Consider the following 26,689-nt stretch of genomic DNA (forward strand, 5'->3'; position numbering starts at 1 on the left):
GGAAGACCGGCGCGTCAGTCGAACAGCGGCTCGAGCTGCGCGGGGTCGCTCGGTGCGTTGTACAGGTGCAGCACGCGCTTGCCCTCTTCGTCGTCGGTGACGGTTTCGCAGAAGAATTCGAGGCGGTTGCCGTCCGGGTCCGTGAAGTACACGCCGATCCCGACCTTGTGATCGGTGATCTTGACGATCGGCACGTGACGGCGAATCAGCATCCCGTACAGGCGGCGCAGTTCGGTCAGGCCGCCGGCGATTTCGAGCCCGTAGTGCTGCAGGCCGATCGTGCCGAGCTCCGCGTCGGACGCCGCGCGGATCAGCGCGATGTCATGGTGCTTCTGGCCGAAGGACATGAACACCCACTGCTCGCCGCGCGCGGTTTCCGTCATGCCGAGCACCTCGGCGTACCAGGTGCTCGAGCGCACGGGGTCGCGCACGAACAGCGACAGGTGGGTGCGCTGGACGCGCGGGGTCGGCAGCGGCAGTCCGCTCGCGTTCGCGCGCTCGGCGTCCCGCTGGATGTCGGACGGTGTCATCGTTCGCTCCACTCAATTGATCGACTGCGCGTGGGCGACGAGCGGCGCTTCGAACGGCGTCCACGCGACGGCCGTGATCTCGCTGAAATCGCGCCATTCCCTGGCCCAGTTCCGGCCGCCGTCGCGCGAGCAGAACAGGTGCCCGTACTTGGTGCCCGCATAGACGAGCGCCGGCCGGGCCGCATGGACGCCGAACGCCCAGAAGGTGGAATTCGGCGGCGTCTGCAGATCCGTCTCGTGCCACGCGTAGCCGCGATCGGTCGAGCGGTAGATGCGGCTGCGGGTACCCGGCGTGCCGTCGCCGATCGCCATCAGCAGGTCGCCTTCCGGCTCCGGCAGTTGCACGACCGTGCGCGTGTAGTACAGCCCGTCGAAGCGGTCGCGCGACTGTTTGGCGTCCCAGGTCTGGCCATCGTCCTCGCTCACGTACACCGCGTTGACCGTCAGCAGCACCGTGGTTTTGCGCCGGTCCGCCGTGGCGGACAGCACGGCGATCGCATGAATGTCGCTGTTGCGGATCGCCGTGCCGGGGCCGTCCACGCGCGCCCAGCTCGCGCCGGCGTCGCGGCTGCGCCACGCGCCGCCCTCCTCCACGCCGTACCAGACGTTGCGGCCGTCGTCCGGATCCACGCAGATCGTCAGCAGCCGCGGGCGATTGACGCCCGCGCAGAACTCGGGGAACTCGGGCGCCGTTCTCTCCCACGTCAGGCCGGCGTCGCTCGACTTGTACAGCGCGGCGCGCGACGGTGCGCCGGTGCCCGCATAGAGCACCGCGGGGTTCGCCGGATCGATCGCGATGGACCAGACCGTCTGCCCGTTCAGCAGGTTCTCGGGACGAAACCAGTGCGCGCCGCCATCCTCGCTGATGCACAGCCCCGCATCGGCGCCGGCATAGACACGCGACGGCGTCGCGGGGTCCACCGCGAGCGCGCGCACGATGCCGTCGAATTCGATCGGCTCGGCGAGCCCGAGGCGATGCCAGGTCTTGCCGTCGTCGTTCGAGCGCAGGATGCCTTGCCCGGCCGTGGCGACCAGTACGGTTGCGGTCATGAAATGCTCCTTGGGTCAGAGAAAAATGCCGCGCGTGAGGCCGCCGTCGCAGCCGATCGACTCGCCGGTGATCGAGCCGGATTTCGGCGACGCGAGAAACGCGACGATCCACCCCATTTCTTCCGGCTGCAGCACGCGCCGGATCGGCGTGACCTTCACGTAGTTCGCCTCGACCTCCGCGGCCGTGAGCCCCTGCTTCTGCGCCTCTTTCTCGTAGAGTTCGTGGATGTGCGGCGTCTCGACGACGCCCGGGTGAATCGTGTTGACCGTGATGCCGGACGGGCCGAGCTGGTCGGACAGCGTCTTGGTGAGGTGCACGATCGCCACGTTGCGCATGCCGGACAGCTGCTTGCTGCCGCGGCCCGTGAGGCCGCCGATGTTGACGATCCGGCCGAAGCCGTTGCGCCGCATGTAGGGCGCGGCCGCCTTCGCGCAGCGCAGGTAGCCCACCACCTTGATGTCGATGTCCTGGAGCAACCCCTCCGGGCTGGCGTGTTCCAGCTCCGCCCGCACGAGGCCGCCCGGATGCGCGGCGCCGTTCAGCAGGATGTCGAGCCGGCCGAAGCGCTCGACGCTCGCGGCCATCGCCGCTTCGACGGACGCCATGTCGGTCGTGTCCACCGTCACGGGCAGGATCGCCCCCGCCGTGTCGCCCAGCGGCGCGAGTTCCGCGCGAATCTCGGCGGCGGCCGCTTCGAGGTGTTCCATGCGCCGCGCGGCGATGGTGACGTTGACGCCTTCGCGGGCCAGCTCGAGCGCGACGGCCTTGCCGATGCCCATGCTGCCGCCGGTGATGAACGCGGCTTTTCCGTGGAGTTGCAGATCCATAGCGATGAAAGGTGAGAGTCGGGATTGAAGGGGAAAGCGGGTTGCGCGATCAGGACAGGCACATTTCGATGAGCGTCGGCCCGTCGGCGTACTCGAGCGCGTCGTCGAGCGCCTGCACCAGCGCTTGCGTCGTGCTCGCGCGCTCGGCCGGCACGCCGTAGCCGCGCGACAGCGCGAGCCAGTCGATCGGCGGATCGTCCAGCAACGTCAGGCGGCTGGCGTGCGGCGTGTCGGCCGGCAAGCCGCTGCGCGCGAGTTCGGTCTGCAGGATGCCGTAGCGCCGGTTCGATGCGATCAGCATGACGACCGGCAAACGCTCGCGCGCCATCGTCCACAACGCCTGGATCGTGTACTGCGCACTGCCGTCGGACTGCAGCGCGAACACGCGGCGTTCCGGGCACGCGACGGCGGCGCCGAGCGCGACCGGCAAACCCTGGCCGATCGCGCCGCCCGTATTCGTGAGGATCGTGTGACGACGGGCGCGCGCCGACGCGGTGACGAACGGATAGCCGCACGTGCCGCCCTCGATCGACACGATCGCGTCGTCGGGCAACGCATTCGCCAGCACGCGGCCGACGGCCTGCGGCGTCAGCGGCCCCTCCTCGACCGGCCAGCACTCGACCGGCACGCCGTCGGCGTGCGCCGGCGCGCCGATGCGATCCGCCAGCGCTTCGAGCGCGTCGTCGGCCGGGTCGCCCGGTGCGGCGAGCGTCACGATGTCTTCGGGCCGCGCGAGTTCGCCCGGAATGCCTTCGTAGCCGAAGTAGGTGACGGGCGCGAGCGCGCCCGCCAGCACCACGCGCCGGCAGGCGAGCGCGGCCAGCGCCGGCTCGGGGAAGTATGGCAGCCGGTCGATGTCCGGCAGGCCGCCGCCGCGCTCGGCGCGCGCCGGAAAGGTTTCGCTGAAGCAGGTCGTATCGGTCGCCGCCGCGATGCGCGCCGCCGCGCGCTGCCCGCGCGCCGACAGTGCGCGGCCGCCCATCAGCAGCACCGCGCGATGGCCGCTGAGCAGCAGATCCGCGACCCGCTCGACCTGCCCGGGGTCGAACGTCACCGCAGCCGGACGAACGACGGCGGGCGACACCGCATCGCGCACCTTGACCGACTGGAGATCGACCGGCAGCACGAGCGTCGCGACGCCGCGCTGCGCGCCCATCGCGGCCGAGATCGCATCGGCCGTATCGGTCGCGAGATCCGTGTCGCGCGCGACGCTGCGATACCACACCGACACGGGGCGGGCGAGCGACTCGATGTCGGACGTGAGCGGCGCGTCGTACTTCAGGTGATCGCGCGTGTGATCGCCGACGATGTTCAGGATCGGCGTGCGCGCACGGCGCGCGTTGTGCAGGTTGGCAATGCCGTTTGCGTGACCCGGCCCGAGATGCAGCAGCGTCATCGCGGGCTTGCCGGCCATGCGGCCGTAGCCGTCCGCGGCGCCCGTGCACACGCCTTCGAACAGCCCGAGGATCGAGCGCATTCCCGCCACGGTATCGAGCGCGCCGACGAACGGCATCTCGGTGGTGCCGGGATTGGCGAAACAGACGTCGACGCCGGCATTGCGCGCCGTCTCGAGCACGACGCTCGCCCCGCTTCGGGTTCCGGTATCGGTGTCCAACTGTGGGATGTTCATGCGGCCGCTCGACGGTTTGAATGAGATGGGTTTTACTGTAATCCCGAATTACGGGATTTGTCAAACACCCAAAAACATACATGCCATCCTTGCCACACACGACTCATCGACCATTTCTGCGATATTTCAGTGAATCCCACCTACCCATGATTCGTCTCGCATCGTCCGAAATTACCCAGATTCCCGCCATTCGGAATTTTACGATTCTCATGATCGACCAGAGGCCTCCGGCCGCCGCCCCGCTGGCGGCTACTTCATATTGGACGCGGCGTCATCACCCTACGATTGCGCATGCGTCTCATTTGCCTTAAATGCCGGCGCAAATGTACTGCTTGGAACACAGACGTCGGCGCGAGGTCATCGGCCATGCCCGAACGCAGATCACATCAAGGGACGGGGTATGAGCAGGAAGAATCGGGCGGCCGCACCGATGACCATCGTCGTCGGCACGGCCGACCTGAGCGCCGCCGATGCCCAGGCGTTGTCGCTGCCTGCGATCGAGGTTTCGGGGCAACGCGCGTCCGCACCGGAATCGGCGAGCGCGACTCGCACCGAGACGGACGTGATAGCGGCGCGCCTGTTAAGCAGGCGCGGTGAGTGGCGTCGCCGTCAGCGCACACCGGCTGGAACGGCATCGTTCTTCAACGCGCCGTCCCGCTCCACCCGCTCGACGATACGCGCCAGCCGAATGATGTCGCTTAGCGCGAAATCGGCGGCATCGGGCCGGGAACGGCCGCACTCGTCTGCGATACGCATCGCGAACGCGAGCGCTTCGGAACGCTCGCGCAGCAGCACCCGCAGCGCATCCGCGATGACCCGGCGGTCGCGCGGATCACCGAGGCCCAGCACCGGACCGACATCCGGTTCCCCGAGCGTCGCCTCCGCTGACGTAGAAACGTTCGGCACGCGCATCGTGTTTCTTTCCATGGTCGTCCTCTCGTCGCCTCCGGCCGACAGGTTCGTCACCGCCGGTTCGACCGCGACACCACGTCGATCCACACCGCCAGCACCAGCACCGCGCCCTTGACGATCATCTGCCAGTACGCGTCGACGTCCAGCATCGACATGCCGTTGTCGAGGCTCGCCATCACGAGCGCGCCGATCAGCGCGCCGTAGACGGTGCCCGCCCCCCCGCGCATCGACGTGCCGCCGATGAAGCACGCGGCAATCGCATCGAGTTCGCCCATCGTCCCCGCGGACGGCGACCCCGCCGCCAGCCGCGCCGTATTCACCAGGCCGGCAAACGCACACATCAACCCCATCAGCGCGAAGATCGCGAGCTTCACGCGATCGGTATCGACGCCCGACAGCCGCGTCGCCTCCAGGTTGGATCCCACCGCGTAGATGCGCCGGCCGAACACGGTCTGCGTCGCGATCCACGAGAACACGCCGAGCAGCACGAGCAGCAGCAGCACGGGCACCGGGATACCGCCGTAACGGTCGAGCGTCGCGACGAACGCGAACAGCACCGCACCGGCGCCGACGATCTTCGCGACGTCCTGCCACGGCGGCGCGACCGCGAGCCGGTAGCGCCGCCGCGTCGCGCGCTGCCGCACCACCAGCAGCAACACGAGCGCGAACAGCAGGATCGCGAGGCCGTCCCCCACCACGCGCGGCAGATAGCCCTGCCCGATGAACACGAAGCCGTCCGACACGGGGGCGATCGTCGAGCCGCCCGTCACGCCGAGCAGGATCCCGCGAAACGCGAGCATCCCGCCCAACCCGACGATGAACGACGGTACGCGCCGATAGGTCGACCACCAGCCGTTGAAGAGCCCGATCAACACGCCGAGCGCGAGCACGGCCGGGACCGTCGCCGTGACCGGCCAGTGGCGGTTGACGTCGAGGATCGCGGCGACGCCGCCGAGCAGCCCGAGCAGCGAGCCGACCGACAGGTCGATCTCGCCCGCGATGATGACGAACACCATCCCGCACGCGAGCATGCCGGTGATCGACATCTGCCGCAGCAGGTTCGATACGTTGCGCGGCGTGACGAATGCACCGTCCGTCAGCACCGAGAAAAACGCCCAGATCACGACGACCGCCAACAGCAGCGCGAGCAGCTTGTAGCGCGCGAAGACCTGGCGCAACGGCAGCCCCGTAGCGCGGCCGGCGCGACGACGCGCGTCTGCATCCGGCGTCGCCGGGGTCGAGGAAGAAAGTTCGGAATTCATGTTGCACTCGCTGCGGTGGGTTCGGTGGGCAGCCGCGCGGGTTTCAGCGCGGCGCCGAGAATCTGTTCCTGCGTAAGGCCCTGGTTGACGAAATCGCCGCGCAGCTCGCCTTCGCCGATCACCAGCACACGATCGGCCAGCCCGAGCACTTCGGGCAGCTCAGACGACACGACGATCAGCGCGACGCCACGCTTCGCAAGCGCGAAGATCAGCCGGTAGATCTCCACCTTCGCGCCCACGTCGACGCCGCGCGTCGGCTCGTCGAGGATCAGCACCTGCGGCTCGGCCAGCAGCATCTTGGCGAGCACCGCCTTCTGCTGGTTGCCGCCGGACAGGCTCGCGATCGGCAGGAACGGATGCGCGGCGCGCACCGACAGCCGCTGCATCTCGGTGCGGATCGCGTCGAGTTCGGCGGCCGCGTCGATCCGCCCGCGCGCCGCGAAACGCCGCAGCACCGCCAGCGTGATGTTGTGGCCCACGCCGAGCTGCGGCACGATGCCATGGCGCTTGCGGTCCTCGGGCACCATCGCGATCCCGGCCCGGATCGCGTCGGCCGGCGAACGGATCGACAGCACCCGGCCGTTCATCAGCACGGTCGCCGTGCATGCGCCCGGATACGCACCGAAGATCGCCTGCATCAGCTCGGTGCGGCCCGCGCCCACGAGCCCGGCGACACCGAGGATCTCGCCGCGCCGCACGCTGAACGACACGTCGTCGACCCGCTTGCGGCGCGTGTTCGTCACGTCGCGACAGGTCACGTTCTGTGCCTCCAGCACGACCTCGCCGATCTCGTGCGGTTCACGCGGATACAGGTCGCGGATCTCGCGGCCGACCATCATCGCGATGATCCGGTCGGTCGTCAGCGCGCGCATCGGCTCGGTCGCGACATGACGGCCGTCGCGGATCACGGTGACCGTATCGCAGACGGCCGCCACCTCGTCGAGCTTGTGCGAGATGTAGACGCATGCGACGCCGCGCTGCTTCAGGTCACGCACGATGTCGAGCAGGATCCGCGTTTCGGCGGCGCTCAACGACGACGACGGTTCGTCGAGGATCAGCAGCTTCGCGTCCTTGTTCAACGCCTTCGCGATCTCGATCAACTGCTGGTGGCCGCCGCCGTAGTTCATGACCGGCTGCGCGACGTTGATCGTATCGATCCGCAACTCGTGCAGCAGTTCCTCGGCGCGCCGGACCATCGCCGCGAAGTGCATGCGCCCGCCCGGCAGCGTGATCTCGTTGCCGAGGAAGATGTTCTCGGCAACCGACAGTTCGGGCACGAGCATCAACTCCTGGTGGATGATCACGATGCCCGCCCGCTCCGTGTCGCGCACGCCGGATGCCGCGAGCGGCGCGCCTTCCCAGCGGATTTCGCCGTCCCACGTGCCGTGCGGATAGACACCCGACAGCACTTTCATCAGCGTCGACTTGCCCGCGCCGTTCTCGCCGCACAGCCCGACGCATTCGCCGGGCCGCACGGCGAGGTCGATGCCGTCGAGCGCCTTCACGCCATCGAATTCCTTGACGATGCCGCGCATCGTCAGCAAGGGTTCCGTCATTCGTTCATGCCTCGCAGGATGCGCGCGGGCGCGCCGGTGAGCTGCCCGCGCGTCGCGTCGTTACTGGCTCGCCAGCTGCGCCTGGGTATAGAAGCCGTCCTTCACGACGACGTCGACGTTGCGCTTGGTCAGCAGCGTCGGCTGCAGCAGCACCGTGTCGACCTTCTTCTTGCCGTTGTCGTATTGCGCGTTGAACGCGGGCTTCGTGCCCTTCGCGAGATCCACGGCAAGCCTGGCCGCTTCGCTCGCGATCAGCTTGAGCGGCTTGTAGACGGTCATCGTCTGCGTGCCGGCGATCACGCGCTTGACCGCCGCGAGATCCGCGTCCTGCCCGGACACCGGCACCTTGCCGGCCAGATGCTGCGCGGCGAGCGCCTGGATCGCGCCGCCGGCCGTGCCGTCGTTCGACGCGACGATCGCATCGATCCGGTTGTTGTTCGCGGTCAGTGCATCCTCGGTAATCCGCAGCGCGGTCGACGCACTCCATTCGGGTACCCACTGCTGGCCGACGACCTTGATGTCACCGCGATCGATCGCCGGCTTCAGCACCTTCAACTGGCCCTCGCGGAGCATCTTCGCGTTGTTGTCGGTCGGCGCGCCGCCGAGCAGGAAGTAGTTGCCCTTCGGCTTCGCATCGAACACGCCCTGCGCCTGCAGCTCGCCGACCTTCTCGTTATCGAACGAGATGTACGCGTCGACATCCGCGTCGAGGATCAGCCGGTCGTACGACACGACCTTGATGCCGGCCTTCTTCGCTTCGGCGACGACGTTGCCGAGCGTCTTCGAGTTGAACGGCACGATCACGATCACGTCGACGCCGCGCGAGATCAGGTTCTCGATCTGCGAAATCTGCCGCTCCTCGCTCGCGTCGGCCGACTGCACCGATACTTTCGCGCCGAGCTTCGTCGCGGCCGCGACGAAATAATCGCGATCGCGCGACCAGCGCTCGACGCGCAGGTCGTCGATGCAGAAGCCGATTTCGGGCTTGTCCTTGCTCGCATGCGCGAGCGGCGTGCCCAGCGCGAGGATCGCCAGCGCAGCGGCGCCGGCAAGCGAACTCAATACGGTACGACGCGTCACGGATCTCATGTCTCCAACTCCTTGTTTTTGGACAACCTCACGAACGCCGGGCCGACGCCGAAATGCGCCGCCCGCATCGAGTCACTGCAAAGCACGCCATCGTGCGATGAGCATCGCGTCAGCGATCCGCACGTCAAGCGCCGGTCGCAAACACCGGTTCGAGCGCGCGATACAACGCACGAAACGTCGGCCGCCGCACGTCGCGATACCACGCGTGGCGCGCCATGTCCGGCTCGCGCACCGCGATGACCGGCGGCTGCGGGCACACGTCGTCGAGCGGCGCATCCGGTTCGAGCGCGAGATGCGCAAGGCGCGCGGCGCCCAGCGCCGGCCCCACCTCACCGCCCGCGCGCAAGGTCAGCGCGCGGCCGCTCAGATCGGCAAGCATCTGCGTCCAGTACGCGCTGCGCGAGCCGCCGCCGATCACCGTGATGCTGTCGGGCGCAAGCCCCGCCGCATGCAACGCGTCGATGCCGTCGAGCAGCGCGAAGCCGACGCCTTCGAGCGTCGCGTTCGCGAGATCCGCGCGCTGCGTGTCGGGGGTGAGCCCATAGAACACGCCCTTCGCATTCACGTCGTTGTGCGGCGTACGCTCGCCGCTCAGGTAAGGCAGGAACCACGGGCGGCTCGCACGTACATTCGTCTGCGCATCGTCGAGCAGCGCCGCCACGCCGCCGTAGCCGGCCAGTTGCGCGGTGAAGTCGACGCAGCCGGCCGCGTTCAGCATCACGGACATCAGGTGCCACGTCTGCGGCAGCGCGTGACAGAAGCTGTGCACGGCCGATTCGGGATTCGCGCGAAACCCGTCCGACACCGCGAAATAGACGCCCGACGTGCCGAGCGACAGCAACGCATCGCCGGGCCGCACGATGCCGACACCCACCGCGCCGGCCGCGTTGTCGCCGCCGCCGGCCACCACCGGGATCTCGCGCAGCCCGAGCGCGCGCGCGACGGCCGGCAGCAGGGTGCCGGTGACGCGATTGCCTTCGAACACGGCCGGCATCTGCGCGCGCGACAGCCCGCAGGCGGCAAGCAGCGTGTCGTCGTAGTCGCGCTTCGCGACATCGAGCCACAGCGTGCCGGCGGCATCCGACGGATCGGTCGCGAATGCGCCGGTCAGCCGGTAGCGCAGGTAGTCCTTCGGCAGCAGCACGTGGGCGATGCGTGCGAATACGTCAGGTTCGTGACGACGTACCCACAGCAACTTCGGGGCGGTGAAACCCGGCATCGCGACGTTGCCGGCCACCGCGCGCAGGGCAGGCGCAAGCTGTTCGAGTTCCGCGCACTCCGCATCCGCCCGGCCGTCGTTCCACAGGATCGCGGGGCGCAGCACGGCGCCATGCGCATCGAGCAGCGTCGCGCCGTGCATCTGGCCGGTCAGTCCCAGTGCGTCGATGTCGCGCGGATCGATACCCGCCGTGCGCGCGTTGGAGACGAGTGCGGCAAGCACGCCGCAGGTGGCGTCCCACCAGTCGAGCGGGGCCTGCTCGGACCAGCGCGGCCGCGGCCGGCTCACCGCGAGCGGGCGGCTCGCGCTCACGCGCACCGCGCCGTCGCGGTCGAGCAACACCGCCTTCACGCCCGACGTGCCGAGATCGAGCCCGATGTACATGGCGTCAGCGCAGCCCGTAGATCGCCTGGTTCACGATGTTCTCGAACCGCTCCTGCGCGCCGCTCGCATGCTGCGGGTTCACCCCGCGCGCCAGCGCATCGGCCGCGAGCGACTGCAGCGTATAGTCGCCCGACAGGATCTTGCGGCCGAACGCGTCGTCCCACTGCGCGTAGCGCTGCCGGCGCAGTGCGTCGAGCCGGTCGTTCTCCACCAGCACCGCCGCGCGTTCGAGCGCGAGCGCGAGCACATCGATCGCGCCGACGTGGCCGTAGAACAGGTCTTCCGGATCGGTGCTCTGGCGGCGCACCTTCGCGTCGAAGTTCATCCCGCCGGTCGTGAAGCCGCCGTGGCGCAGGATTTCGTAGAACGCGAGCGTCAGTTCCTCGACACTGTTCGGGAACTGGTCGGTGTCCCAGCCGTTCTGCGGATCGCCGCGGTTCGCGTCGACGCTGCCGAACACGCCGAGCGCGAACGCGTTCGCGATCTCGTGATGGAACGAGTGGCCGGCGAGCGTGGCGTGGTTCGCCTCGATGTTCACGCGGATCTCGTTCTGCAATCCGTACTGCACGAGAAAGCCGTGCACCGTCGCGACGTCGTAGTCGTACTGGTGCTTGGTCGGCTCCTGCGGCTTCGGCTCGATCAGCAGCGCGCCCGTGAAGCCGATCCGGTGCTTGTGCTCGACGACCATCGACAGGAAGCGGGCCAACTGCTCGCGTTCGCGTTTCAGGTCGGTGTTGAGCAGCGTCTCGTACCCTTCCCGCCCGCCCCACAGCACATAGTTTTCGCCGCCGAGCCGGTGCGTCGCGTCGAGCGCATGACACACCTGGGTCGCGGCCCACGCGAACACGTCGGGGTTCGGGTTCGTCGCGGCGCCGGCCGCGAAACGCGGATGAGAGAACAGGTTCGCCGTGCCCCACAAGAGCCGCACGCCGCTCGCCTGCTGACGCTCGCCGAGATAGTCGACCATCCGCGCGAAATTCGCCGCATATTCCCGCAGGCTGTCGCCTTCCGGTGCGATGTCGGTGTCATGGAACGTATAGAAAGGCGTGCCGAGCTTCGTGAAGAACTCGAACGCCGCATCGGCCTTTTGCCGCGCCCGCTCGAGCGCGTCGCCCGGCTGCTGCCACGGCCTCTGGAATGCGCCCTGCCCGAAGATGTCATGCCCCGGCCACACGAACGTGTGCCAGTAGCAGACCGCGATCCGCAGATGCTCGGCGAGCGTCTTGCCCAGCACGCGCCGCTCGGGGTCGTAATGGTGGTACGCGAGCGGATTGTCCGACTGCGGACCTTCGTAGCGAATCGCTGGAATGTGTTCGAAATACGACATGGCGTCTCCGTGCAGGGTCTTGTTGCAGCGCAACGCGCGTCGCGGCGACGCACGCAGCCGAATTCGTTTGGCTGGATCGTGCCCGCGCCCCTGCCGGCCGGCAATTGCGAAATTGCGCAGCACGCTTAATGTTTCTTGCCAGCCGCTCTCGCGCGGCGCGCGTTCCGTCCTACAATCGCCGTACGCCAGACCACCGCGCGCCGCCGCCCCATGGCGCGCCCCGGAGACAACGGCACGGCGCCTGCGCGGCGCGTGCCCCGAGACCGAGATGCCCCGCGCCCCTTCCGCCCAGACACCGCACCGCATCGCGCTGCTGTTCAACGCGAACAAGGTCTACGACCGCGAAATCATCAGCGGCATCGGCCAGTACCTGCACACGACACGCGTCGTGTGGGACCTGTTCCTCGAAGACGACTTCCGCTGCCGGCTCACCGGCATCGAACGCTTCGACGGCGACGGCATCATCGCGGACTTCGACGATCCCGCCGTCGCCAACGCGCTCGCCGGCTCGCCGCTGCCGATCGTCGCGGTCGGCTCGTCGTACGAGGATCCGGCACAGTATCCGGACGATGTCCCATATATTGCGACGGACAACCCGAAGCTCGTGTCGCTCGCGTACACGCACCTGATCGGTGCGGGACTCGCGCATTTCGCGATGTACAGCCTGCCGATCGCGCAGGAGAACCGCTGGGCGCAGCAGCGCGAGCTCGCGTTCGACCAGCTCGCGCGCGCCGACGGGCTCGATGCGCCGATCTATCGCGGGCTGTCGACGAGCGCCTCGGGCTGGAATCACGCAATCGAGCAACTGATCGGCTGGCTGCATGCGCTGCCGAAGCCCGTCGGCGTGATCGCGGTGACCGATGCGCGCGCGCGGCACTTGCTGCAGGCGTGTCTGATCGCGGGCATCGCCGTGCCCGAACAGGTGGCAATCATCGGCATCGACAACGATCCGCTCACGCGCACGCTGACGCGCATTCCGTTGTCGTCGGTGATCCAGGGCACCGAGGAAATGGGCCGCACCGCCGCGCACCTGCTGCACCGGATGCTGCGTGGCGCGCGCTTTCCCGGGCAGCGCATTCTCGTGCCGCCGGTCGGGATCAACGTGCTCGAGTCGACGCGCCACCAGCCGCTCGCGAGCCCGCACGTGATGCGCGCACGCCACTTCATTCGCCAGTACGCGTGCCAGGGCATCAAGACCGAGCAGGTCGCAGACTATGTCGGTGTGTCGCGCTCGCTGCTCGAAGAACACTTCCGACGCGAATTGCAGCGCACCGTGCATCAGGAAATCCTGCGCCACAAGCTCGAGGCCGCACAGGCGCTGCTTGCCGGCCGGCAGGCGTCGAGCGCGGAGGTCGCGATCCGCTGCGGCTTTACGTCACTCCAGTACATGTACGCGGTGTTCCGGCGCGAGCTGGGATGCACACCGCGTGAATATCAGGAACGCACCGTCGCTGCGACCTGAAGCTTGCCGACCACTTCGAATCCGTCCATGCATATCGAAACCGACTCCCCCCAACTGACGCCCGGCGCTGCTCGTCTGCATTCCGAACCATGGGGTGCGTTGCACGACGGCGAGCCCGTGCAGCGCTACACGTTGCGAAACTCGCACGGCATGCGCGTCGTCATCAGCGACCTCGGCGCGACCGTCGTGTCGTGGCTCGCACCCGACCGCACAGGGCGCTTCGCCGATATCGTGCTTGCGCACGACACGCCCGCGGAGTATGTCGAATCGGGCGCCTACTTCGGCGCGACGATCGGCCGCTGGGCGAACCGGATCGCCGATGCGCGATTCACGCTAGACGGCATCGACTATCCACTCGACCACAACGAGAACGGCAACCTGCTGCATGGCGGCGCAAACGGCTTTCACCGCCAGCGCTGGGACGTCGTCGACGACAGCGGCGGGCTGACGCTGCGGCTCGATTCTCCCGAAGGCGACGCGGGCTTCCCGGGCAACGTAACGGTGCAGGTTCGCTACGTGCTCGGCGACGACGGCACGTTGACGATCGACTACACCGGCATCACCGACACGCCCACGCCGCTGAACCTGACGAATCACAGCTATTTCAACCTGAATGGGCGCCCGGGCAGCGACGTGCGCGGCCACATGCTGACCATCGACGCCGATGGGTTCCTCGAAATCGACGACCGGCTGATCCCGACCGGCATGGCCGACGTGACCGGCACGGCATTCGATTTTCGACGGAGTGCGCCGCTTGGCGCGCGTCTCGACTGGCCGCATGCGCAACTTGCACGAGCACGCGGCTTCGACCACTGCTACGTGTTGCGCGACGACACGCCGGGTGTCAGGCCGATCGCACACGTGTACGACCCGGAAAGCGGCCGCGAACTCACGGTGTCGACCGATCAGCGCGGCGTGCAGCTGTATACCGGCAACGGCCTGGACGGCGTGCGCGCAAACGGTGGCATGCGCTGCGGGCAACACGCCGCACTCTGTCTCGAAGCCGGCTGCTTTCCGAATCAAGTCAACATGGCGGGACGCGATCACGACACCATCCTGCGTCCCGGTGCCGTCTATCGGCAAACGACCCTGTATCGGGTAGGCGTTTGCGCGTAGGTGTCGCTGCGCTGCCCTGGCGGCAGGCGACGCTGCCGCACGACAGTTGTCGTCATGCGGGCGGCCATCCTTCCTGCTGTGCCCGCTGAAGCGAGGCTCGCACCACCCTGCGATGGAACGGTGCGATCAACGCAATGTAGGCACGGCCGAGCGGGTGATTGTAAAAAACGAGCGTGCACACGATCAGTTGACGGGGGCCGCTCCGGGACGGTGGCTGCACGAGTACCGACACGCGGAAATTCAGATGCGTGTCGTCCTCGCCGAGAATGATCTCGTCAGGATAGCGTTCGAATACGCGAAAGAAACTTATCCGGTCATCCCCTTTGGCCAGAAGATCAACCGATCGCTTGAGGCCAAAGGGCCGGACGAGGATGTCCCGGATGCTCAGCAGCATCGCCACCCATCCGATCTGCTTTTCGAAGAGGTGCCTTGCGAGCGGCTCTGCATCGTGGGCGGCCGTCTCCGGCAGGACGACCGAAAATGCGTCGGCAAAATCCGCCCTGCCGTAGGCCGGGTTCAGCCGTGAGGTGTGCGGCAAGTCCACTCGCTCGATCTTCGCGTCTCTGCTCATGCCCGATCACCTCAATGGCCTCATTCCATCCACGATTACGTCAGCGCCACCTTGACCGCCTCGGCCAGCGTCGTGGTGCTCCGTCCGAGAAGCCTGGAAAGATCGCGGGACGCACTGTCCAGTTCACCTGACGATGCTTTCAGGTCGGCATCGATGATGGTATCGACAATCATCTTCGGCAGACCGAATCCGAGTAACGCGGCCTCGTAGTCCGCGGCAGGCAGGTGATTGTAGACGATCGACCGACCGGTATGCGTCGACACTTCGCTGGCCAGCTCCGCCAGCGAATAAGCATGATCCCCCGCCAGTTCGTAGGTCCGGTTGGCGTGACCGGGCTGTGTGAGAACGGTCACGGCCGCATCACGGCCAGCAACGTCAAACCGGACATCGACGCGTCATCCGTACACGATATCGTGGCCCACGCGGTCGAGCGCATCCGGGCAAAAAACAACGGCTCCGTGCGCCGACAGCGTCAACGCCATTCTCGACTGCTCGTTGATCTGATACGGGCTCTGCTTTCGCAACAGGGCGCGGGTACCCCCGTTCATTCCGTCATCGAGGCTCATCTGCCGATGTCCAGAAAATCGATACTCATTGCGTCAATCGTCGCCACGACCAGTCTCTCGGTCTGCGTCTCCCACCCGGCGAACGCTTACACCAGCGGAGACGCGAAGCAGACTGTGGCGGCCGTGCAAGCACCGTCCGATATCGACGCGAAGCCGTTCGCGCATCCGGGGCTGCTGCACAGTGAACAGGACTTCCAGCGCATGCGAATCAACGTGGCGCAGGGCAAACAGCCATGGCTGCAAGGATGGCAGCGCTTGATCGCCAACCGGCACGCATCACTGGGCTGGACACCGCGTCCGCAGGATGCCGTCTATCGCGGCAAGAACCCCGAGCACGCGGAGAACTATTCGCTGCTGTTCAACGACGCGGCAGCGGCCTATGCGCTCGCGCTGCGCTGGAAGGTCTCCGGTGACGATGCCTATGCCGGCAAGGCCATCGGGATCCTGAACGCCTGGTCGGACAAGCTGACGATGATCGGCGGCAACTCGGACAAGTTCCTCGCGTCCGGCATCTACGGCTATGAACTGGCCAACGCCGCGGAAATCCTGCGCACGTCGCCGCAATGGCAAGCGACGGATTTTCGTCGTTTCCAGTCGATGATGCTCACGGTGTTCTATCCGATGAACCACGACTTCCTGACCCGTCACAACGGCACGAAGGGCGACCATTACTGGGCGAACTGGGATCTGGCCAATATGGCGTCGATGCTGGCGATCGGTGTGCTTGCCGACCGTCGGGACATCTATTCCGAAGCGGTCGAGTATTTCAAGCACGGTGCGGGCAACGGCTCGATCGAACACCTCGTCTGGACGCTGTATCCGGACGGGCTCGGCCAGGTTCAGGAAAGCGGCCGCGACCAGGGACACACCCTGCTCGACTTCGCGCTGGCGGGCGCGTTCTGCCAGATGGCGTGGAACCAGGGAGACGATCTGTTCGGGTATGACGACAACCGTCTGCTGAAGGGAGCCGAATACGCCGCGCGCTACAACCTCGGCCAGGACGTGCCCTACACGTCGTATTCCGACAGCCTCGCGACGCAGCCGGTGATTTCGCCGGGTTCACGGGGCGATACGCGGCCGATCTGGGAATTGCTCTACAACCACTATGTGGTACTGAAGAAGCTCGATGCGCCGGGCGTTGCCGCTTACGCCCAGCGGGTGCGTCCGGAAGGCGGCGGCGGTGATTACGGCTCGACCAGCGGCGGCTTCGACCAGCTCGGGTATGGCACGTTGACGTACACCCTCAACGGAAATAATCCCGCGCCAACGCGACCCAATAGCGGACCCCAGCCGGAATGATGTCGTCGTTGAAATCGTATTTCGGGTGATGCAGCGCCGCCGCGGCCGCGCCGGCCGGCGCATTGCCGATCAGCACGTATGCGCCGGGCCGCTCCTCCAGCATGAAGCCGAAGTCTTCGGACGTCATGTTCGGCGGCACGTCACGATACAGGTGCTCATCGCCGAACGTGTCGCGAATCACCGCTTCGCAGCGTGCCGTCTCGGCCGGCGTGTTGACCGTCGCCGGGTAGTACTGGAAGAACTCGACGTCGACCTGCGCGCCATATGCGCCGGCCAGCCCCTCGCACATGAGCCGGACGTCGCGCTGCAGCTGTTGCAGCAATGCCGAGGACAGCGTACGAATCGTGCCGCGCAGCTCGGCACTGTCCGGAATGACGTTGTCGGTCGTGCCCGCATGGAACATGCACACGGAAATGACGGCGGGATCCACCGGATCCTTGTGCCGCGCCGCGATGGTCTGGCATTGCAGCACCATCGAACAGGCAAGCGGAACGGGATCGATGCCCAGATGCGGCTGTGCCGCATGCGCGCCCTTGCCGGTCACCTTGATCCTGAACCGGGAGCCCGCGGCCATGATCGCGCCGGTGCGCAACCCGAAATGCCCGGCCGGCAAACCGGGCCAGTTGTGCATCCCGAATACCGCTTCCGTCGGGTATTGCTCGAACAGCCCGTCGTCGATCATCTTGCGCGCGCCCGCGCCGCCCTCTTCTCCCGGCTGAAACACGAAATGAACCGAGCCCGGCAACTGCGGCAACGCCTTCAGGATGCGCGCGGCCCCGAGCAACATCACGGTATGGCCATCGTGCCCGCACGCATGCATGATTCCGTGCTCGCACGATGCATGCGCGAAGTCGTTCGCCTCGTGGATCGGCAACGCATCCAGATCCGCGCGCAGCACGATGCCGCGACCCGGATCCGCACCGGGCAGGCTCGCGACGACGCCCGTGCCGCCCAGCCCGCGTGACACCGCGTAGCCGAGGTCTTCCAGTTCGCGGGCCACGACGTCGGCCGTCCGGTGTTCCTCGAACCGCAGCTCGGGATGCGCATGCAGGTCGCGGCGCAAGGTCGCCCAGTGCGCGTGATGGGTTTTCAGCAATGTTTCGGGGAGGAGGGCGTTTTCCAATCTCTGCACCTTGACGAAGCAAACCGATTCAAATCAGGACTGCCGGCGGATCGCTCGCGGCAGCTTCGTCAATCGCCGAACCCGACGATCGACTTGACCTCCATGTACTCCTCCATCCCTTCGATCCCGTACTCCCGGCCGTTTCCCGACTGCTTGTAGCCGCCGAACGGCGCCTGGGGATCCCATGCCGGATAGTTGAGATGCACCTGCCCCGACCGGATGCGCGCCGCCACCGCGCGCACGCGTTCCTTGTCGGTGCCCTGCACATGTGCGCCAAGCCCGTACACCGTGTCGTTCGCGATCGCGACGGCTTCGTCGACGGTGTCGTACGGAAGGATCGCGAGGACCGGGCCGAAGATCTCCTGCTGCGCGATCGTCATGTCGGTGCGGACCTCGGAAAAGACGGTCGGCCGCACATAAAAGCCGCGGTCGAATCCCGCCGGCCGGCCGGGGCCGCCTGCGATCAGCTTCGCCCGTTCGTCGATGCCCGCATCGATCATCTGCGCGACCCTGCCGAACTGCGCGCGATTGGCCAGCGGGCCGTGCGTCGTCGCGTCCGCGAACGGATCGCCAACGACCATCTGGTCGACCGCCGCAACCACCCGCTCCTCGACGCTGCCCAGCACGCTGCGCGGCACGATCAGGCGGGTCGGCGCGCTGCACGACTGGCCCATGTTCCGGAACGCGGCGGCCACGCCGGGCGCGATGGCGCGCGCCAGGTCCGCATCGGGCAACACGATGTTCGGCGACTTGCCGCCGAGCTCCTGCGCGACGCGCTTGACGGTCGGCGCCGCCGCTTGCGCAACCAGCACGCCGGCACGCGTCGATCCGGTGATCGACACCATGTCGACCTGCGGGTGCGATGCCAGCGACGCACCGACTTCCGTTCCGCTACCGCTCACCAGGTTGAACACGCCCGCCGGTACGCCCGCGTCGGCGATCACTTCGGCGAACAGCAACGCGCTGAGCGGCGACAGCTCGCTCGGCTTCAGCACCACCGTGCAGCCTGCCGCAAGCGCCGGGCCGACCTTCGCCGTGATCTGATAGATCGGCCAGTTCCACGGCGTGATCAGTGCGCATACGCCGATCGGTTCGCGCACGATCGCAGTGGTTCCGCGCAGTGTCCGGAACGGATAACCGGCCAGGTTGTCGCGCGCAACCCGGATATGTTCGGCCGCGAACGGCACGTGGGCGGCGCGCGCATAGCTGATCGGCGCGCCCATTTCCATCGCGAGGGCCGTGGCGAACCGTTCGGCGCGCTCCAGCATCAACGCATGCACGCGATCGAGCAGTGCGGCGCGGCGCTGCGGCGAGGTCGCGGCCCAGCGCTCGAACGCGTTGCGGGCGGCCTGCACGGCGCGGTCAGCGTCGCGTGCGTTGCCGAGCGGGATCTCGCACAGCGTTTCCTCGGTGGACGGGCAGACGACCGCGAAGCGGTCGTCGCCGTCCGGCAAAACCCAGTCGCCGTCGATAAAGAGGCGATCGAGCCTGCCGGCTTCCTTCAGGTGACGAACCGGTGAATCGATGGGTGAATTCATTTCAGGGTGTCGTTGGGTCGGTTTACACAGGGCACGCACATGCGTTGCCACCGTCGTCCGCGGGACGGCTTCAAACTAGAAATCGGCCACCTTGCCCCATGCGGAATCGGCGAACCGGCCAGGCTGATATGGGATCGGGTCCACGATCGGCTGCGCACCCGTGGCGAGATCCGCGATCAGGTGACCGGCACCGGGACCGATGCCGAAGCCGTGCCCGGAAAAGCCTGCCGCCAGGATCAGCCCCGGCACGCCCGGCACTTCGCCGATACCCGGGACGCCATCCGGCGTGCTGTCGACGAAGCCGGCCCACGCGTGCGTGATCGTCGCTTCGCGCAGTTCGGGCAGCAGTTCGACCGCACGGCGGTACGTTTCGGTGACCGTCGGCATGTCGGGCTTCGGATCGAGGATGCGCACCGCCTCCATCGGGGTCGGCGCATCGAGGCGCCAGCGCTTCAGCGTTTCATGACCGCCGCGCACGCCTTCGAGGCCGCCCGGCAGCAGGTTGCGCCAGCGCTTCGCGAACATCGGCACGAATTGCGGCGCGAAGCGCAGGAACTGCGGCGTCAGGTCCACGCGTGCGCGACCGCTGATCGCCAGTGCGTAGCGCCCGTCGCTGCGGCGCGTGACGGACACGCCGGACGTATACAGCGCATCCGGCAGCGGATGCTCGATCGGCGACACGCTCAGGATCGACTGACGGATCGACGCCTGCGGAAAGCGAATGCCGAGCTGGCGGCAGAACGATGACGCCCATGCGCCGCCCGCGAGCACGACCGTCCGGGTCTTGATGACGCCCGCCTCCGTGACGACGCCGCCGACGCGACCGCCCTCCAGTTCGATGCCGCGCGCCGCGCAGTACTGGTGGACGCTGCCGCCGAGCTTCATCAGTGCCGCCGCCACGGCCGGCGCGGCCTTGCCCGGATCGGCCGTGCCATCGGTCGGCGAGAACACGCCGCCTTTCCACTGCCGCCCGGTGGCGTGCCCGCGCTCGCCGGCCTGCTTGCTGTCGAGCATGTAAGTCGTCACGCCCGCGGTCTTCGCGAAGTCGCCCCAGCTGGCCCAGCGCGACAGCTCGGCCTCGTCATTGCTCAGATACAGCAGCCCGCAGCGATGAAAGCCCGTGTCTTCGCCGGATTCGGCGGCGAAGCGCTCCCACAGATCGATGCTCTTGCTCGCCATCGGCAACTCGCGCGCGTCGCGGTTCTGCTGCCGGCACCAGCCCCAGTTGCGGCTCGACTGCTCGGCGCCGATTCGGCCTTTCTCGACCAGCGCGACCGACATCCCGCGCCGGGCGAGATAGTAGGCGGTGAAGACGCCGATGATGCCGCCGCCGATCACGACGACGTCGGCCGAAGCCGGCGGCGTGGGCGACGTTTCTATTTGGCGCAGCGGTGGGGACATGGTCAGTCTCGATCGGTTGATGCAAGGACGTTCTGCACGACGTAGAACTTCGCGACGCGTTCGCTGCTTTCCCACCCGATCGGTGCGCCGCGCGGCACGAACAGCGCGTCGCCGGCGCCGAGCGACAGCACGCTGCCGTCGGGCGCGGCGAACCGTACGCAGCCGGCCAGCAGGAGCATGAATTCGTTCACGCGATGCGGACGAACGATCCGGTGATAAGGCGTCGAATCCCACGTACCCGCGCAATACCCGGCGCCGTCGTCGACGAAGACATTGTCGCTGCGGCATTGCGGAGCGGGGCCGAGCAGCACCTCTGCGGGCAGCGACGACGACGGCTTGAAGTCGGCGTCGGCACGCAGCGGAAAGAGGCCGCGCTTCGTCGGCTGCGGGCATGCGGCAACGCAGAACATGGCCAGCACGCCCGATTGCGCGCCGATGCGAAGCGCCGTGCCGCCGCCGATGACCGCCCCCTCTCCCGCGCCCAGCACCAACGGCGCGGCGCCGGCCGCTTCGAGCGTCAGCTCTCCTTCGACGACAACGAGGGTTTCGATGTGCGGATAAGCCGGAACGTCAAGTTCGCCCACGAAACGGATACGCCCGGCGGCCATCGAGTCGGGCCCTTCCCACGCCATCTCCCGATGTTGCGCGAAAGGGTCGTTCTCGCCGAACGCCCCCTTGCGGAACGCGGTGGATGACGGCGCACCGTCGGCGCGGTGCAACACGAAAGCTGCGGTCATTTCTGCTCCTGTGCAGTGCGCGGCGACATGGTCGAAAGCCGCCGCGCGAGATCGGAAATCGTCGTTCACCGGCGCTTGCGCCGGACATTTTCACGCGTGCACGCCGCTCCGCCTGTGCCTACGCGACATGACACGACACGTCGCGATGTTCGGCGCGCGTGCGCGTCGACGACGGTCGCGCCGGCCCGGCACCCGGCCGCGCCACGACGTAATCGCGCGGCGTGATCCCGAGCACCCGCCGGAAATGCCGGCACAGATGGCTCTGATCGAAGAAGCCGACGTCGGTGGCGACGACGGACGGCGCGAGACCGGCGCGCAGCAGGTCCTGCGCACGCCGCACCCGCACGAGGCACAGATACCGGTGCGGCGATAGCCCGGTTTCGCTGCGAAAGCGCGCGGTGAAACGCGATACGCTCAATCCGGCCACCGCCGCGAGCGTGTCGAGGTTCAGCGGCTGCGCGAACGACGCGTCGATCGTGCGCAGCACGTCCTCGATCGCCGGCGACACGGGCCGCGGAACCCGCGGTACGCGACGCGACGCGTCTTCGGCCGGATCGTGGAACAGGGTCATCATGCTCGCGGTCCTCATGCGGCCGCCTTCACGCCAGCAGCCTGCGCGGCGCACCGCGCGACCGGGACCGGCTCGGCCGGCTCCATCGTCGCGTCGCCGGCGCCGGACCGGTGGCAGCGCCCTTCGCCGAAGGCAAGCGGGCAACCGGATCGTGCGGTCATATCGAATCCTCCCGAGGGCAGCCGGTTCAGTGCAGGAAATCCTGCACCCGGTAATACGCGCCGACGAACGGCAGGAACCACGCGTGCCCGAAATGGCCGGGTATCGCCGGCCAGTCGAGCTCGCGCCACGGATTGGATGCGGCCGCGCCGTACAGCACGTCGGCCATCACGCGGCCCATGTGCACCGACATCTGCACGCCGTGGCCGCTGTAGCCCATCGAGTAATAGAGCCCGTCGTGCTGGCCCGCGCGCGGCAGCCGGTCGGCGGTGATGTCGACCAGCCCGCCCCAGCAGTAATCGAGCCGCACGTTGGCCAGCTCGGGGAAATAGCCGGCCAGGCCGGCGCGCAGGATGTCGCCGCTTTTCGCATCGGAGCGCGGGCTCGACATCGCGAAGCGCGCACGGCCGCCGAACAGCAGCCGGTTGTCGGGCGTCACGCGGAAGTAGTTGCCGATCTGGCGCGACGTCACGTACGCACGGCGGTACGGGAACAGCCGGTTCAGCTGCGCGTCGGGCAGCGGCTCGGTGACGACGATGAAGCTGCCGACCGGCGCGATGCGCCGCCGGAACCACGCGAACGGCCCGTGCTGCGACGCGCCGGTCGCCACCAGCACGCGATCGGCGAGCAGCGTGCCGCGCGCGCAGGTGATCCGGTGGCGCTCGCCGTCGAGCCGCTCGAGCCGCGTGACGGCCGCCTGCTCGAAGATGCGCGCACCGGCGCGCACGGCCGCCTGTGCCAGGCCGACGCCGAACTTGCCCATGTGCATCTGCACGCCGTTGCGTTGCAACAGGCCGCCGTAGAAGCCGTCGGACGCGACTTCATCGCGAATGCGCGACGGCTCGATCAGTTCGATGTCCGGATCGACATCGTGCCGCAACGCGTCGAACGTCTTGGCGAGCCCCGCGAAATGCTGCGGCTTTGCGGCGAGCTTCAGCTTGCCCGCTTGCCGGAAATCGCAGTCGATCGCGTGTTCGGCGACGATCGCCGTGACGCTCTTCACCGCGTTTTCGTAGGCGCGATAGAACTGCCTGGCGGGTTCCACGCCGATCCGCGCAGCGAGCGACGCGTAGTCCTGCGCGACCCCGGTATTGCACTGGCCACCGTTGCGGCCGGACGCTTCGCCCGCGATCTGCGCGGCTTCGAGCACGACCACCGAAATACCTCGCTGGGCCAGCGCGAGCGCCGCCGACAAGCCGGTGAAGCCGCCGCCGATCACGACCACGTCGGCGCGCCCTTCGACGGGCCCTTCGCAGCCGTCGCGAAACGCGGGACGGGTATCCAGCCAGTACGAATCGAATTTCATCGGATCCTTCTCGAGCAGTCCGGCGACAGCGATCGGCGATCGCCCGTTGCAAACCATTTAATCAGCATCAGAAAGCGCAGTTGCCGCGTATTCGTGCACGGCGCACGCACGATTCACCGTTTTGCACGACCGCCGCAGCACACTATGCGGAAGGCCGCTAGCCGCAGCCGTCGAGCACGATGAACGCATGACGCCGCGCTACAGGCGCACCGGCTGCACCGGCGTCGCGCCATGCGCGACCGGCTCCGCCTGGAACCGCGCGAGGTCTTCCTCGCTGCGATGGCACAGCACCTGCGCACCGTTTTCTAGCGTGCGCAGCACCGGTGCCGTCCGGTTGCAGACGCCATCCACCCGCATCGCGCAACGCGACACGAACGGACACAGCCCGGCATCGTCCGTACTCGCACCGATCGGCACGAGCGGCCGGTGGCAGCGCTCGGCCGCGTCGTCGAGCCATCCCGCGCGCAGCTCCGGCGCGGACGATACGAGCAGGTGCGAATACGGGTGGTAAGGCGGCGCGCAGAGCGCATCGCGGCTGCCGGTTTCGACGCGACGGCCCGCATACAGCACGACGATGTCGTCGCTGATCGCGCGCACCTTCGCGATGTCGTGCGTGATGAACACGTACGACACGCCGAGCTTCGCCTGCAGGTCGCGCAGCAGATCCATGATTGCGGCGCCGACCACGGTGTCGAGCGCCGACGTCACCTCGTCGCACAGGATCAGGTCGGGCTCCGCCGCGAGTGCGCGCGCCAGGTTCACGCGCTGCTTCTGCCCGCCGGACAGCTCGCCGGTGCGCCGCGCCGCCACCGCCTGCGGCAGCCGCACGAGTTCGAGCAGTTCCGCGACGCGCTGCCGTGCACGCGCGCCCTTGATGCCGTGATAGAACGCGAGCGGCCGCGCGAGCGTGCGCTCGACGGTATGCACCGGATTGAGCGCGGTATCGGCGTTCTGGAACACGATCTGGACGCGGCGGTGCTGCTCCTTGGAGCGTTTGCCGATGTCGAGCGCGAGCGGCTCGCCGTCGAGCAGGATCTGCCCGGCCGTCGCGGGCACGAGGCCCGCGATCACCTTCGCGAGCGTCGTCTTGCCCGAGCCCGATTCACCGATCACGCCGACCGTCTGCCCGCGCCCGATGCGCAGGTCCACTTCGTGCAGGATCACCTTCGCGGGCCAGCCTTTCGCGGTACGGCCGCCATAGCCGGCGATCGCGCCGCGCACGTCGAGCAGCGGCACCGGCGCGGCCTGCACCGGTTTCGCATCGCGTTCGCCATCGGCCGGCGTGACGGCCGCGATCAGGCTTTGCGTGTACGGATGCGCCGGCGCATGCAGGATCTGTTCGGTCTCGCCCGCTTCGCGGATCACGCCGTCGCTCAGCACGACGATCCGGTCGGCCATCTGCGCGACCACCGCCAGATCGTGCGATACGTACACCGCACTCATCCCGTAGCGCCGGATCACGCTCTTGAACGCCTGCAGCACGTCGATCTGCGTGGTCACGTCGAGCGCGGTGGTCGGCTCGTCGAGAATCACCAGTTCCGGATCGGTGATCAGCGCCATCGCGGCCATCAGCCGCTGCAGCTGGCCACCCGATACCTGGTGCGGATAGCGCTTGCCGATCGTCTCCGGCTCGGGCAGCGCGAGCGCGCGGAACAGCTCGACCGCCTTCGCCTGCGCATCGCGCTTCGTCAGCGTCCGGTGGATCAGCGCGCTCTCGATCACCTGGTCGAGGATCGTGCGCGACGGGTTGAACGCGGCGGCCGCGCTCTGCGCGATATACGCGACCTTGCGGCCGCGCAAGGCGGTCAGCGCGTGCGCGGACAGCGTGCACACGTCCGTGCCGCCGAGCTTCACCGAGCCGCCGGCGATCCGGCAGCCGGCACGGGCATGGCCCATCAGCGACAGCGCGATCGTCGTCTTGCCGGAGCCCGACTCGCCGATCAGCGCGAGCACCTCGCCGCGCCGGATGTCGAAGTCGACGTCGTGGACGATCGTCGTTTCCGCGCCGCCCGGACGGCCGCCGACCACGCGCAGCCCGCGCACCTCGACGAGCGGAGTCGATTCATCTCGCATCAGTGTTCTCCCGCGGCCGCAGCCGCGCCCTTGCGGCGGCCGCGATGCGGCAGGCCATCGATCAACAGGTTGACGCCCACCGTCAGGATCGCGATCGCGACCGCGGGCATGATCGCGACGGCCGAGCCGTCGCCGAGGCTCGCGATGTTCTCGCGCACGAGCGAGCCGAGGTCCGCATACGGCGGCTGCACGCCGAGCCCGAGAAAGCTCAGACCGCTCAGCAGCAGCACGACGAACGTGAAGCGCAGCCCGGTATCGGCGAGCATCGGGTGAATCATGTTCGGCAGCATCTCGACGCACGCGATGTACAGCGCGCTCTCGCCGCGTGCGCGAGCGACCTGCACGAATTCGAGCGTGCTGATGTTGATCGCCAGCGCGCGTGCGATCCGGTACGAGCCCGGCATGTAGCTGACCGCGGCCGTGAGGATCAGGAGCGGCAGCGACGAGCCGAACGCGGCGACGAACATCAGCGCGAACATCTTCGACGGAATCGACGTGAGCGCGTCGAGCAGCCGGCTCATCGTCTCGTCGACCGCGCGGCCCGACACGGTCGCGAGCAGCCCGAGCGTCGTGCCGGTCAGCGCGGCGAGCAGCACCGCCGCGAGCGCGAGCAACACGGTCAGCCGCGTGCCGTACAGGATCCGGCTCAGCATGTCGCGGCCGAGGAAGTCGGAACCGAACGGCAGCTTCGCGCCGAACGGCGCGAACACGTCCGTGGTGACGATCGTGCCGACGTCATGCGGCGCGAGCAGCGGTGCGAACACGGCGATGAACAGCATCAGGGCGACCATCGACAGGCCGACGCGGCCGCCGGTCGTCAGTTGCAGGCGCGCCGCGCGGCGCTTGCGCGGCTGGTCGGGGGCAGGTGCGGCGGGCGGCGTCGCGCCGCCCCACGGTGGCGGCTGGTCGCCTGACGGCGGCAGCGCGCTGCTGCGTTGAACGGGTTCGGTCGGGTGCATGGGCGGCATCTCGGAAGGAGG

At 67.9% G+C, this 26,689-nt stretch carries 24 protein-coding genes; 3 read left to right on the forward strand and 21 right to left on the reverse strand.

Annotated elements, in window-relative coordinates; translation table 11 throughout:
- Positions 1-14: 14 nt before the first annotated feature.
- The 10 genes from BDI24065_RS14345 to xylA all read right to left on the reverse strand — a co-directional run bounded on the left by BDI24065_RS14345 (position 15) and on the right by xylA (position 11,787).
- The gene (locus tag BDI24065_RS14345; protein WP_175031828.1) at positions 15-530 is read right to left on the reverse strand and encodes a VOC family protein; all 516 of its coding nucleotides are present in this window, start codon (positions 528-530) and stop codon (positions 15-17) included.
- 12 nt (positions 531-542) lie between these two features.
- Positions 543-1,580 carry a WD40/YVTN/BNR-like repeat-containing protein gene (locus BDI24065_RS14350; RefSeq protein WP_175031829.1) on the reverse strand — a complete coding sequence of 346 codons (1,038 nt, stop codon included), beginning with the start codon at positions 1,578-1,580 and terminating at the stop codon, positions 543-545.
- A gap of 15 nt (positions 1,581-1,595) precedes the next feature.
- Positions 1,596-2,408: an SDR family NAD(P)-dependent oxidoreductase gene (locus BDI24065_RS14355; RefSeq protein WP_175031830.1), complete on the reverse strand. Its 813-nt coding sequence runs from the start codon at positions 2,406-2,408 to the stop codon at positions 1,596-1,598.
- Positions 2,409-2,457: 49 nt separating this feature from the next.
- Positions 2,458-4,038 (reverse strand): acetolactate synthase large subunit, encoded by a 1,581-nt coding sequence (locus BDI24065_RS14360; RefSeq protein WP_175031831.1) that lies wholly within the window; start codon positions 4,036-4,038, stop codon positions 2,458-2,460.
- Positions 4,039-4,647: 609 nt separating this feature from the next.
- On the reverse strand, positions 4,648-4,950 hold the full coding sequence (locus tag BDI24065_RS14365) for a hypothetical protein (RefSeq protein ID WP_438820012.1): 303 nt from the start codon (positions 4,948-4,950) through the stop codon (positions 4,648-4,650).
- 50 nt (positions 4,951-5,000) lie between these two features.
- The gene (locus BDI24065_RS14370) at positions 5,001-6,212 is read right to left on the reverse strand and encodes a sugar ABC transporter permease (protein ID WP_175031833.1); all 1,212 of its coding nucleotides are present in this window, start codon (positions 6,210-6,212) and stop codon (positions 5,001-5,003) included.
- On the reverse strand, positions 6,209-7,768 hold the full coding sequence (gene xylG, locus BDI24065_RS14375; RefSeq protein WP_175031834.1) for a D-xylose ABC transporter ATP-binding protein: 1,560 nt from the start codon (positions 7,766-7,768) through the stop codon (positions 6,209-6,211). The genes BDI24065_RS14370 and xylG overlap by 4 nt, the downstream gene beginning before the upstream one ends.
- A gap of 60 nt (positions 7,769-7,828) precedes the next feature.
- On the reverse strand, positions 7,829-8,857 hold the full coding sequence (xylF, locus tag BDI24065_RS14380) for a D-xylose ABC transporter substrate-binding protein (RefSeq protein WP_175031835.1): 1,029 nt from the start codon (positions 8,855-8,857) through the stop codon (positions 7,829-7,831).
- Between the two features lie 124 nt (positions 8,858-8,981).
- Complete coding sequence (gene xylB / locus BDI24065_RS14385; RefSeq protein WP_175031836.1) at positions 8,982-10,460, reverse strand: xylulokinase; 1,479 nt, start codon at positions 10,458-10,460, stop codon at positions 8,982-8,984.
- Between the two features lie 4 nt (positions 10,461-10,464).
- Positions 10,465-11,787 carry a xylose isomerase gene (xylA, locus tag BDI24065_RS14390; RefSeq protein ID WP_175031837.1) on the reverse strand — a complete coding sequence of 441 codons (1,323 nt, stop codon included), beginning with the start codon at positions 11,785-11,787 and terminating at the stop codon, positions 10,465-10,467.
- A gap of 268 nt (positions 11,788-12,055) precedes the next feature.
- On the opposite strand from xylA, the gene BDI24065_RS14395 reads away from it, so the two are divergent.
- Entirely contained in the window at positions 12,056-13,249 is a 1,194-nt protein-coding gene (locus BDI24065_RS14395) for a XylR family transcriptional regulator (RefSeq protein WP_175031838.1), read from the forward strand.
- 27 nt (positions 13,250-13,276) lie between these two features.
- Positions 13,277-14,365, forward strand: a complete 1,089-nt coding sequence (locus BDI24065_RS14400; RefSeq protein WP_175031839.1) for an aldose epimerase family protein — start codon at positions 13,277-13,279, stop codon at positions 14,363-14,365.
- Positions 14,366-14,417: 52 nt separating this feature from the next.
- Here BDI24065_RS14400 and BDI24065_RS14405 read toward each other — a convergent pair whose 3' ends face one another.
- Positions 14,418-14,936: a DUF2867 domain-containing protein gene (locus tag BDI24065_RS14405; protein ID WP_175031840.1), complete on the reverse strand. Its 519-nt coding sequence runs from the start codon at positions 14,934-14,936 to the stop codon at positions 14,418-14,420.
- Between the two features lie 35 nt (positions 14,937-14,971).
- The gene (locus tag BDI24065_RS14410; protein ID WP_175031841.1) at positions 14,972-15,289 is read right to left on the reverse strand and encodes a hypothetical protein; all 318 of its coding nucleotides are present in this window, start codon (positions 15,287-15,289) and stop codon (positions 14,972-14,974) included.
- Between BDI24065_RS14410 and BDI24065_RS14415 the strand changes: the two genes are divergently transcribed.
- Positions 15,263-16,801 carry an alginate lyase family protein gene (locus BDI24065_RS14415; RefSeq protein WP_254609765.1) on the forward strand — a complete coding sequence of 513 codons (1,539 nt, stop codon included), beginning with the start codon at positions 15,263-15,265 and terminating at the stop codon, positions 16,799-16,801. The genes BDI24065_RS14410 and BDI24065_RS14415 overlap by 27 nt on opposite strands.
- Here the strand turns inward: BDI24065_RS14415 and BDI24065_RS14420 are convergent.
- From BDI24065_RS14420 to BDI24065_RS14460, 9 genes are all read right to left on the reverse strand, one after another.
- Positions 16,746-17,924, reverse strand: a complete 1,179-nt coding sequence (locus BDI24065_RS14420) for a M20 aminoacylase family protein (RefSeq protein ID WP_175031842.1) — start codon at positions 17,922-17,924, stop codon at positions 16,746-16,748. The two genes, BDI24065_RS14415 and BDI24065_RS14420, sit on opposite strands and share 56 nt — an antisense overlap.
- 68 nt (positions 17,925-17,992) lie before the next feature.
- Entirely contained in the window at positions 17,993-19,462 is a 1,470-nt protein-coding gene (locus BDI24065_RS14425) for an aldehyde dehydrogenase family protein (RefSeq protein WP_175031843.1), read from the reverse strand.
- Between the two features lie 75 nt (positions 19,463-19,537).
- The gene (locus BDI24065_RS14430) at positions 19,538-20,863 is read right to left on the reverse strand and encodes an NAD(P)/FAD-dependent oxidoreductase (RefSeq protein WP_175031844.1); all 1,326 of its coding nucleotides are present in this window, start codon (positions 20,861-20,863) and stop codon (positions 19,538-19,540) included.
- Between the two features lie 2 nt (positions 20,864-20,865).
- Positions 20,866-21,600 carry a cupin domain-containing protein gene (locus BDI24065_RS14435; protein WP_175031845.1) on the reverse strand — a complete coding sequence of 245 codons (735 nt, stop codon included), beginning with the start codon at positions 21,598-21,600 and terminating at the stop codon, positions 20,866-20,868.
- Positions 21,601-21,718: 118 nt separating this feature from the next.
- Positions 21,719-22,174: a helix-turn-helix domain-containing protein gene (locus BDI24065_RS14440; RefSeq protein WP_175031846.1), complete on the reverse strand. Its 456-nt coding sequence runs from the start codon at positions 22,172-22,174 to the stop codon at positions 21,719-21,721.
- Positions 22,175-22,185: 11 nt separating this feature from the next.
- The gene (locus tag BDI24065_RS14445) at positions 22,186-22,332 is read right to left on the reverse strand and encodes a hypothetical protein (protein WP_175031847.1); all 147 of its coding nucleotides are present in this window, start codon (positions 22,330-22,332) and stop codon (positions 22,186-22,188) included.
- A 26-nt stretch (positions 22,333-22,358) separates the two neighbouring features.
- On the reverse strand, positions 22,359-23,636 hold the full coding sequence (locus BDI24065_RS14450) for an NAD(P)/FAD-dependent oxidoreductase (RefSeq protein WP_438820008.1): 1,278 nt from the start codon (positions 23,634-23,636) through the stop codon (positions 22,359-22,361).
- 198 nt (positions 23,637-23,834) lie between these two features.
- Positions 23,835-25,709 (reverse strand): ABC transporter ATP-binding protein, encoded by a 1,875-nt coding sequence (locus BDI24065_RS14455; RefSeq protein ID WP_175031849.1) that lies wholly within the window; start codon positions 25,707-25,709, stop codon positions 23,835-23,837.
- Positions 25,709-26,668: an ABC transporter permease gene (locus BDI24065_RS14460; protein ID WP_175031850.1), complete on the reverse strand. Its 960-nt coding sequence runs from the start codon at positions 26,666-26,668 to the stop codon at positions 25,709-25,711. The genes BDI24065_RS14455 and BDI24065_RS14460 overlap by 1 nt, the downstream gene beginning before the upstream one ends.
- Positions 26,669-26,689: the final 21 nt, after the last annotated feature.

Source organism: Burkholderia lata, from assembly GCF_902499025.1.
Lineage (GTDB): Bacteria > Pseudomonadota > Gammaproteobacteria > Burkholderiales > Burkholderiaceae > Burkholderia > Burkholderia lata_C.

Bases quoted from the DNA above. Each gene is read 5' to 3' on its own strand.
- BDI24065_RS14345 (WP_175031828.1), bottom strand. From the start codon at position 530: ATGACACCGTCCGACATCCAGCGGGACGCCGAGCGCGCGAACGCGAGC.
- BDI24065_RS14350 (WP_175031829.1), bottom strand. From the start codon at position 1,580: ATGACCGCAACCGTACTGGTCGCCACGGCCGGGCAAGGCATCCTGCGC.
- BDI24065_RS14355 (WP_175031830.1), bottom strand. From the start codon at position 2,408: ATGGATCTGCAACTCCACGGAAAAGCCGCGTTCATCACCGGCGGCAGC.
- BDI24065_RS14360 (WP_175031831.1), bottom strand. From the start codon at position 4,038: ATGAACATCCCACAGTTGGACACCGATACCGGAACCCGAAGCGGGGCG.
- BDI24065_RS14365 (WP_438820012.1), bottom strand. From the start codon at position 4,950: ATGCGCGTGCCGAACGTTTCTACGTCAGCGGAGGCGACGCTCGGGGAA.
- BDI24065_RS14370 (WP_175031833.1), bottom strand. From the start codon at position 6,212: ATGAATTCCGAACTTTCTTCCTCGACCCCGGCGACGCCGGATGCAGAC.
- xylG (WP_175031834.1), bottom strand. From the start codon at position 7,768: ATGACGGAACCCTTGCTGACGATGCGCGGCATCGTCAAGGAATTCGAT.
- xylF (WP_175031835.1), bottom strand. From the start codon at position 8,857: ATGAGATCCGTGACGCGTCGTACCGTATTGAGTTCGCTTGCCGGCGCC.
- xylB (WP_175031836.1), bottom strand. From the start codon at position 10,460: ATGTACATCGGGCTCGATCTCGGCACGTCGGGCGTGAAGGCGGTGTTG.
- xylA (WP_175031837.1), bottom strand. From the start codon at position 11,787: ATGTCGTATTTCGAACACATTCCAGCGATTCGCTACGAAGGTCCGCAG.
- BDI24065_RS14395 (WP_175031838.1), top strand. From the start codon at position 12,056: ATGCCCCGCGCCCCTTCCGCCCAGACACCGCACCGCATCGCGCTGCTG.
- BDI24065_RS14400 (WP_175031839.1), top strand. From the start codon at position 13,277: ATGCATATCGAAACCGACTCCCCCCAACTGACGCCCGGCGCTGCTCGT.
- BDI24065_RS14405 (WP_175031840.1), bottom strand. From the start codon at position 14,936: ATGAGCAGAGACGCGAAGATCGAGCGAGTGGACTTGCCGCACACCTCA.
- BDI24065_RS14425 (WP_175031843.1), bottom strand. From the start codon at position 19,462: ATGAATTCACCCATCGATTCACCGGTTCGTCACCTGAAGGAAGCCGGC.
- BDI24065_RS14430 (WP_175031844.1), bottom strand. From the start codon at position 20,863: ATGTCCCCACCGCTGCGCCAAATAGAAACGTCGCCCACGCCGCCGGCT.
- BDI24065_RS14435 (WP_175031845.1), bottom strand. From the start codon at position 21,600: ATGACCGCAGCTTTCGTGTTGCACCGCGCCGACGGTGCGCCGTCATCC.
- BDI24065_RS14440 (WP_175031846.1), bottom strand. From the start codon at position 22,174: ATGATGACCCTGTTCCACGATCCGGCCGAAGACGCGTCGCGTCGCGTA.
- BDI24065_RS14445 (WP_175031847.1), bottom strand. From the start codon at position 22,332: ATGACCGCACGATCCGGTTGCCCGCTTGCCTTCGGCGAAGGGCGCTGC.
- BDI24065_RS14450 (WP_438820008.1), bottom strand. From the start codon at position 23,636: ATGAAATTCGATTCGTACTGGCTGGATACCCGTCCCGCGTTTCGCGAC.
- BDI24065_RS14455 (WP_175031849.1), bottom strand. From the start codon at position 25,709: ATGCGAGATGAATCGACTCCGCTCGTCGAGGTGCGCGGGCTGCGCGTG.
- BDI24065_RS14460 (WP_175031850.1), bottom strand. From the start codon at position 26,668: ATGCACCCGACCGAACCCGTTCAACGCAGCAGCGCGCTGCCGCCGTCA.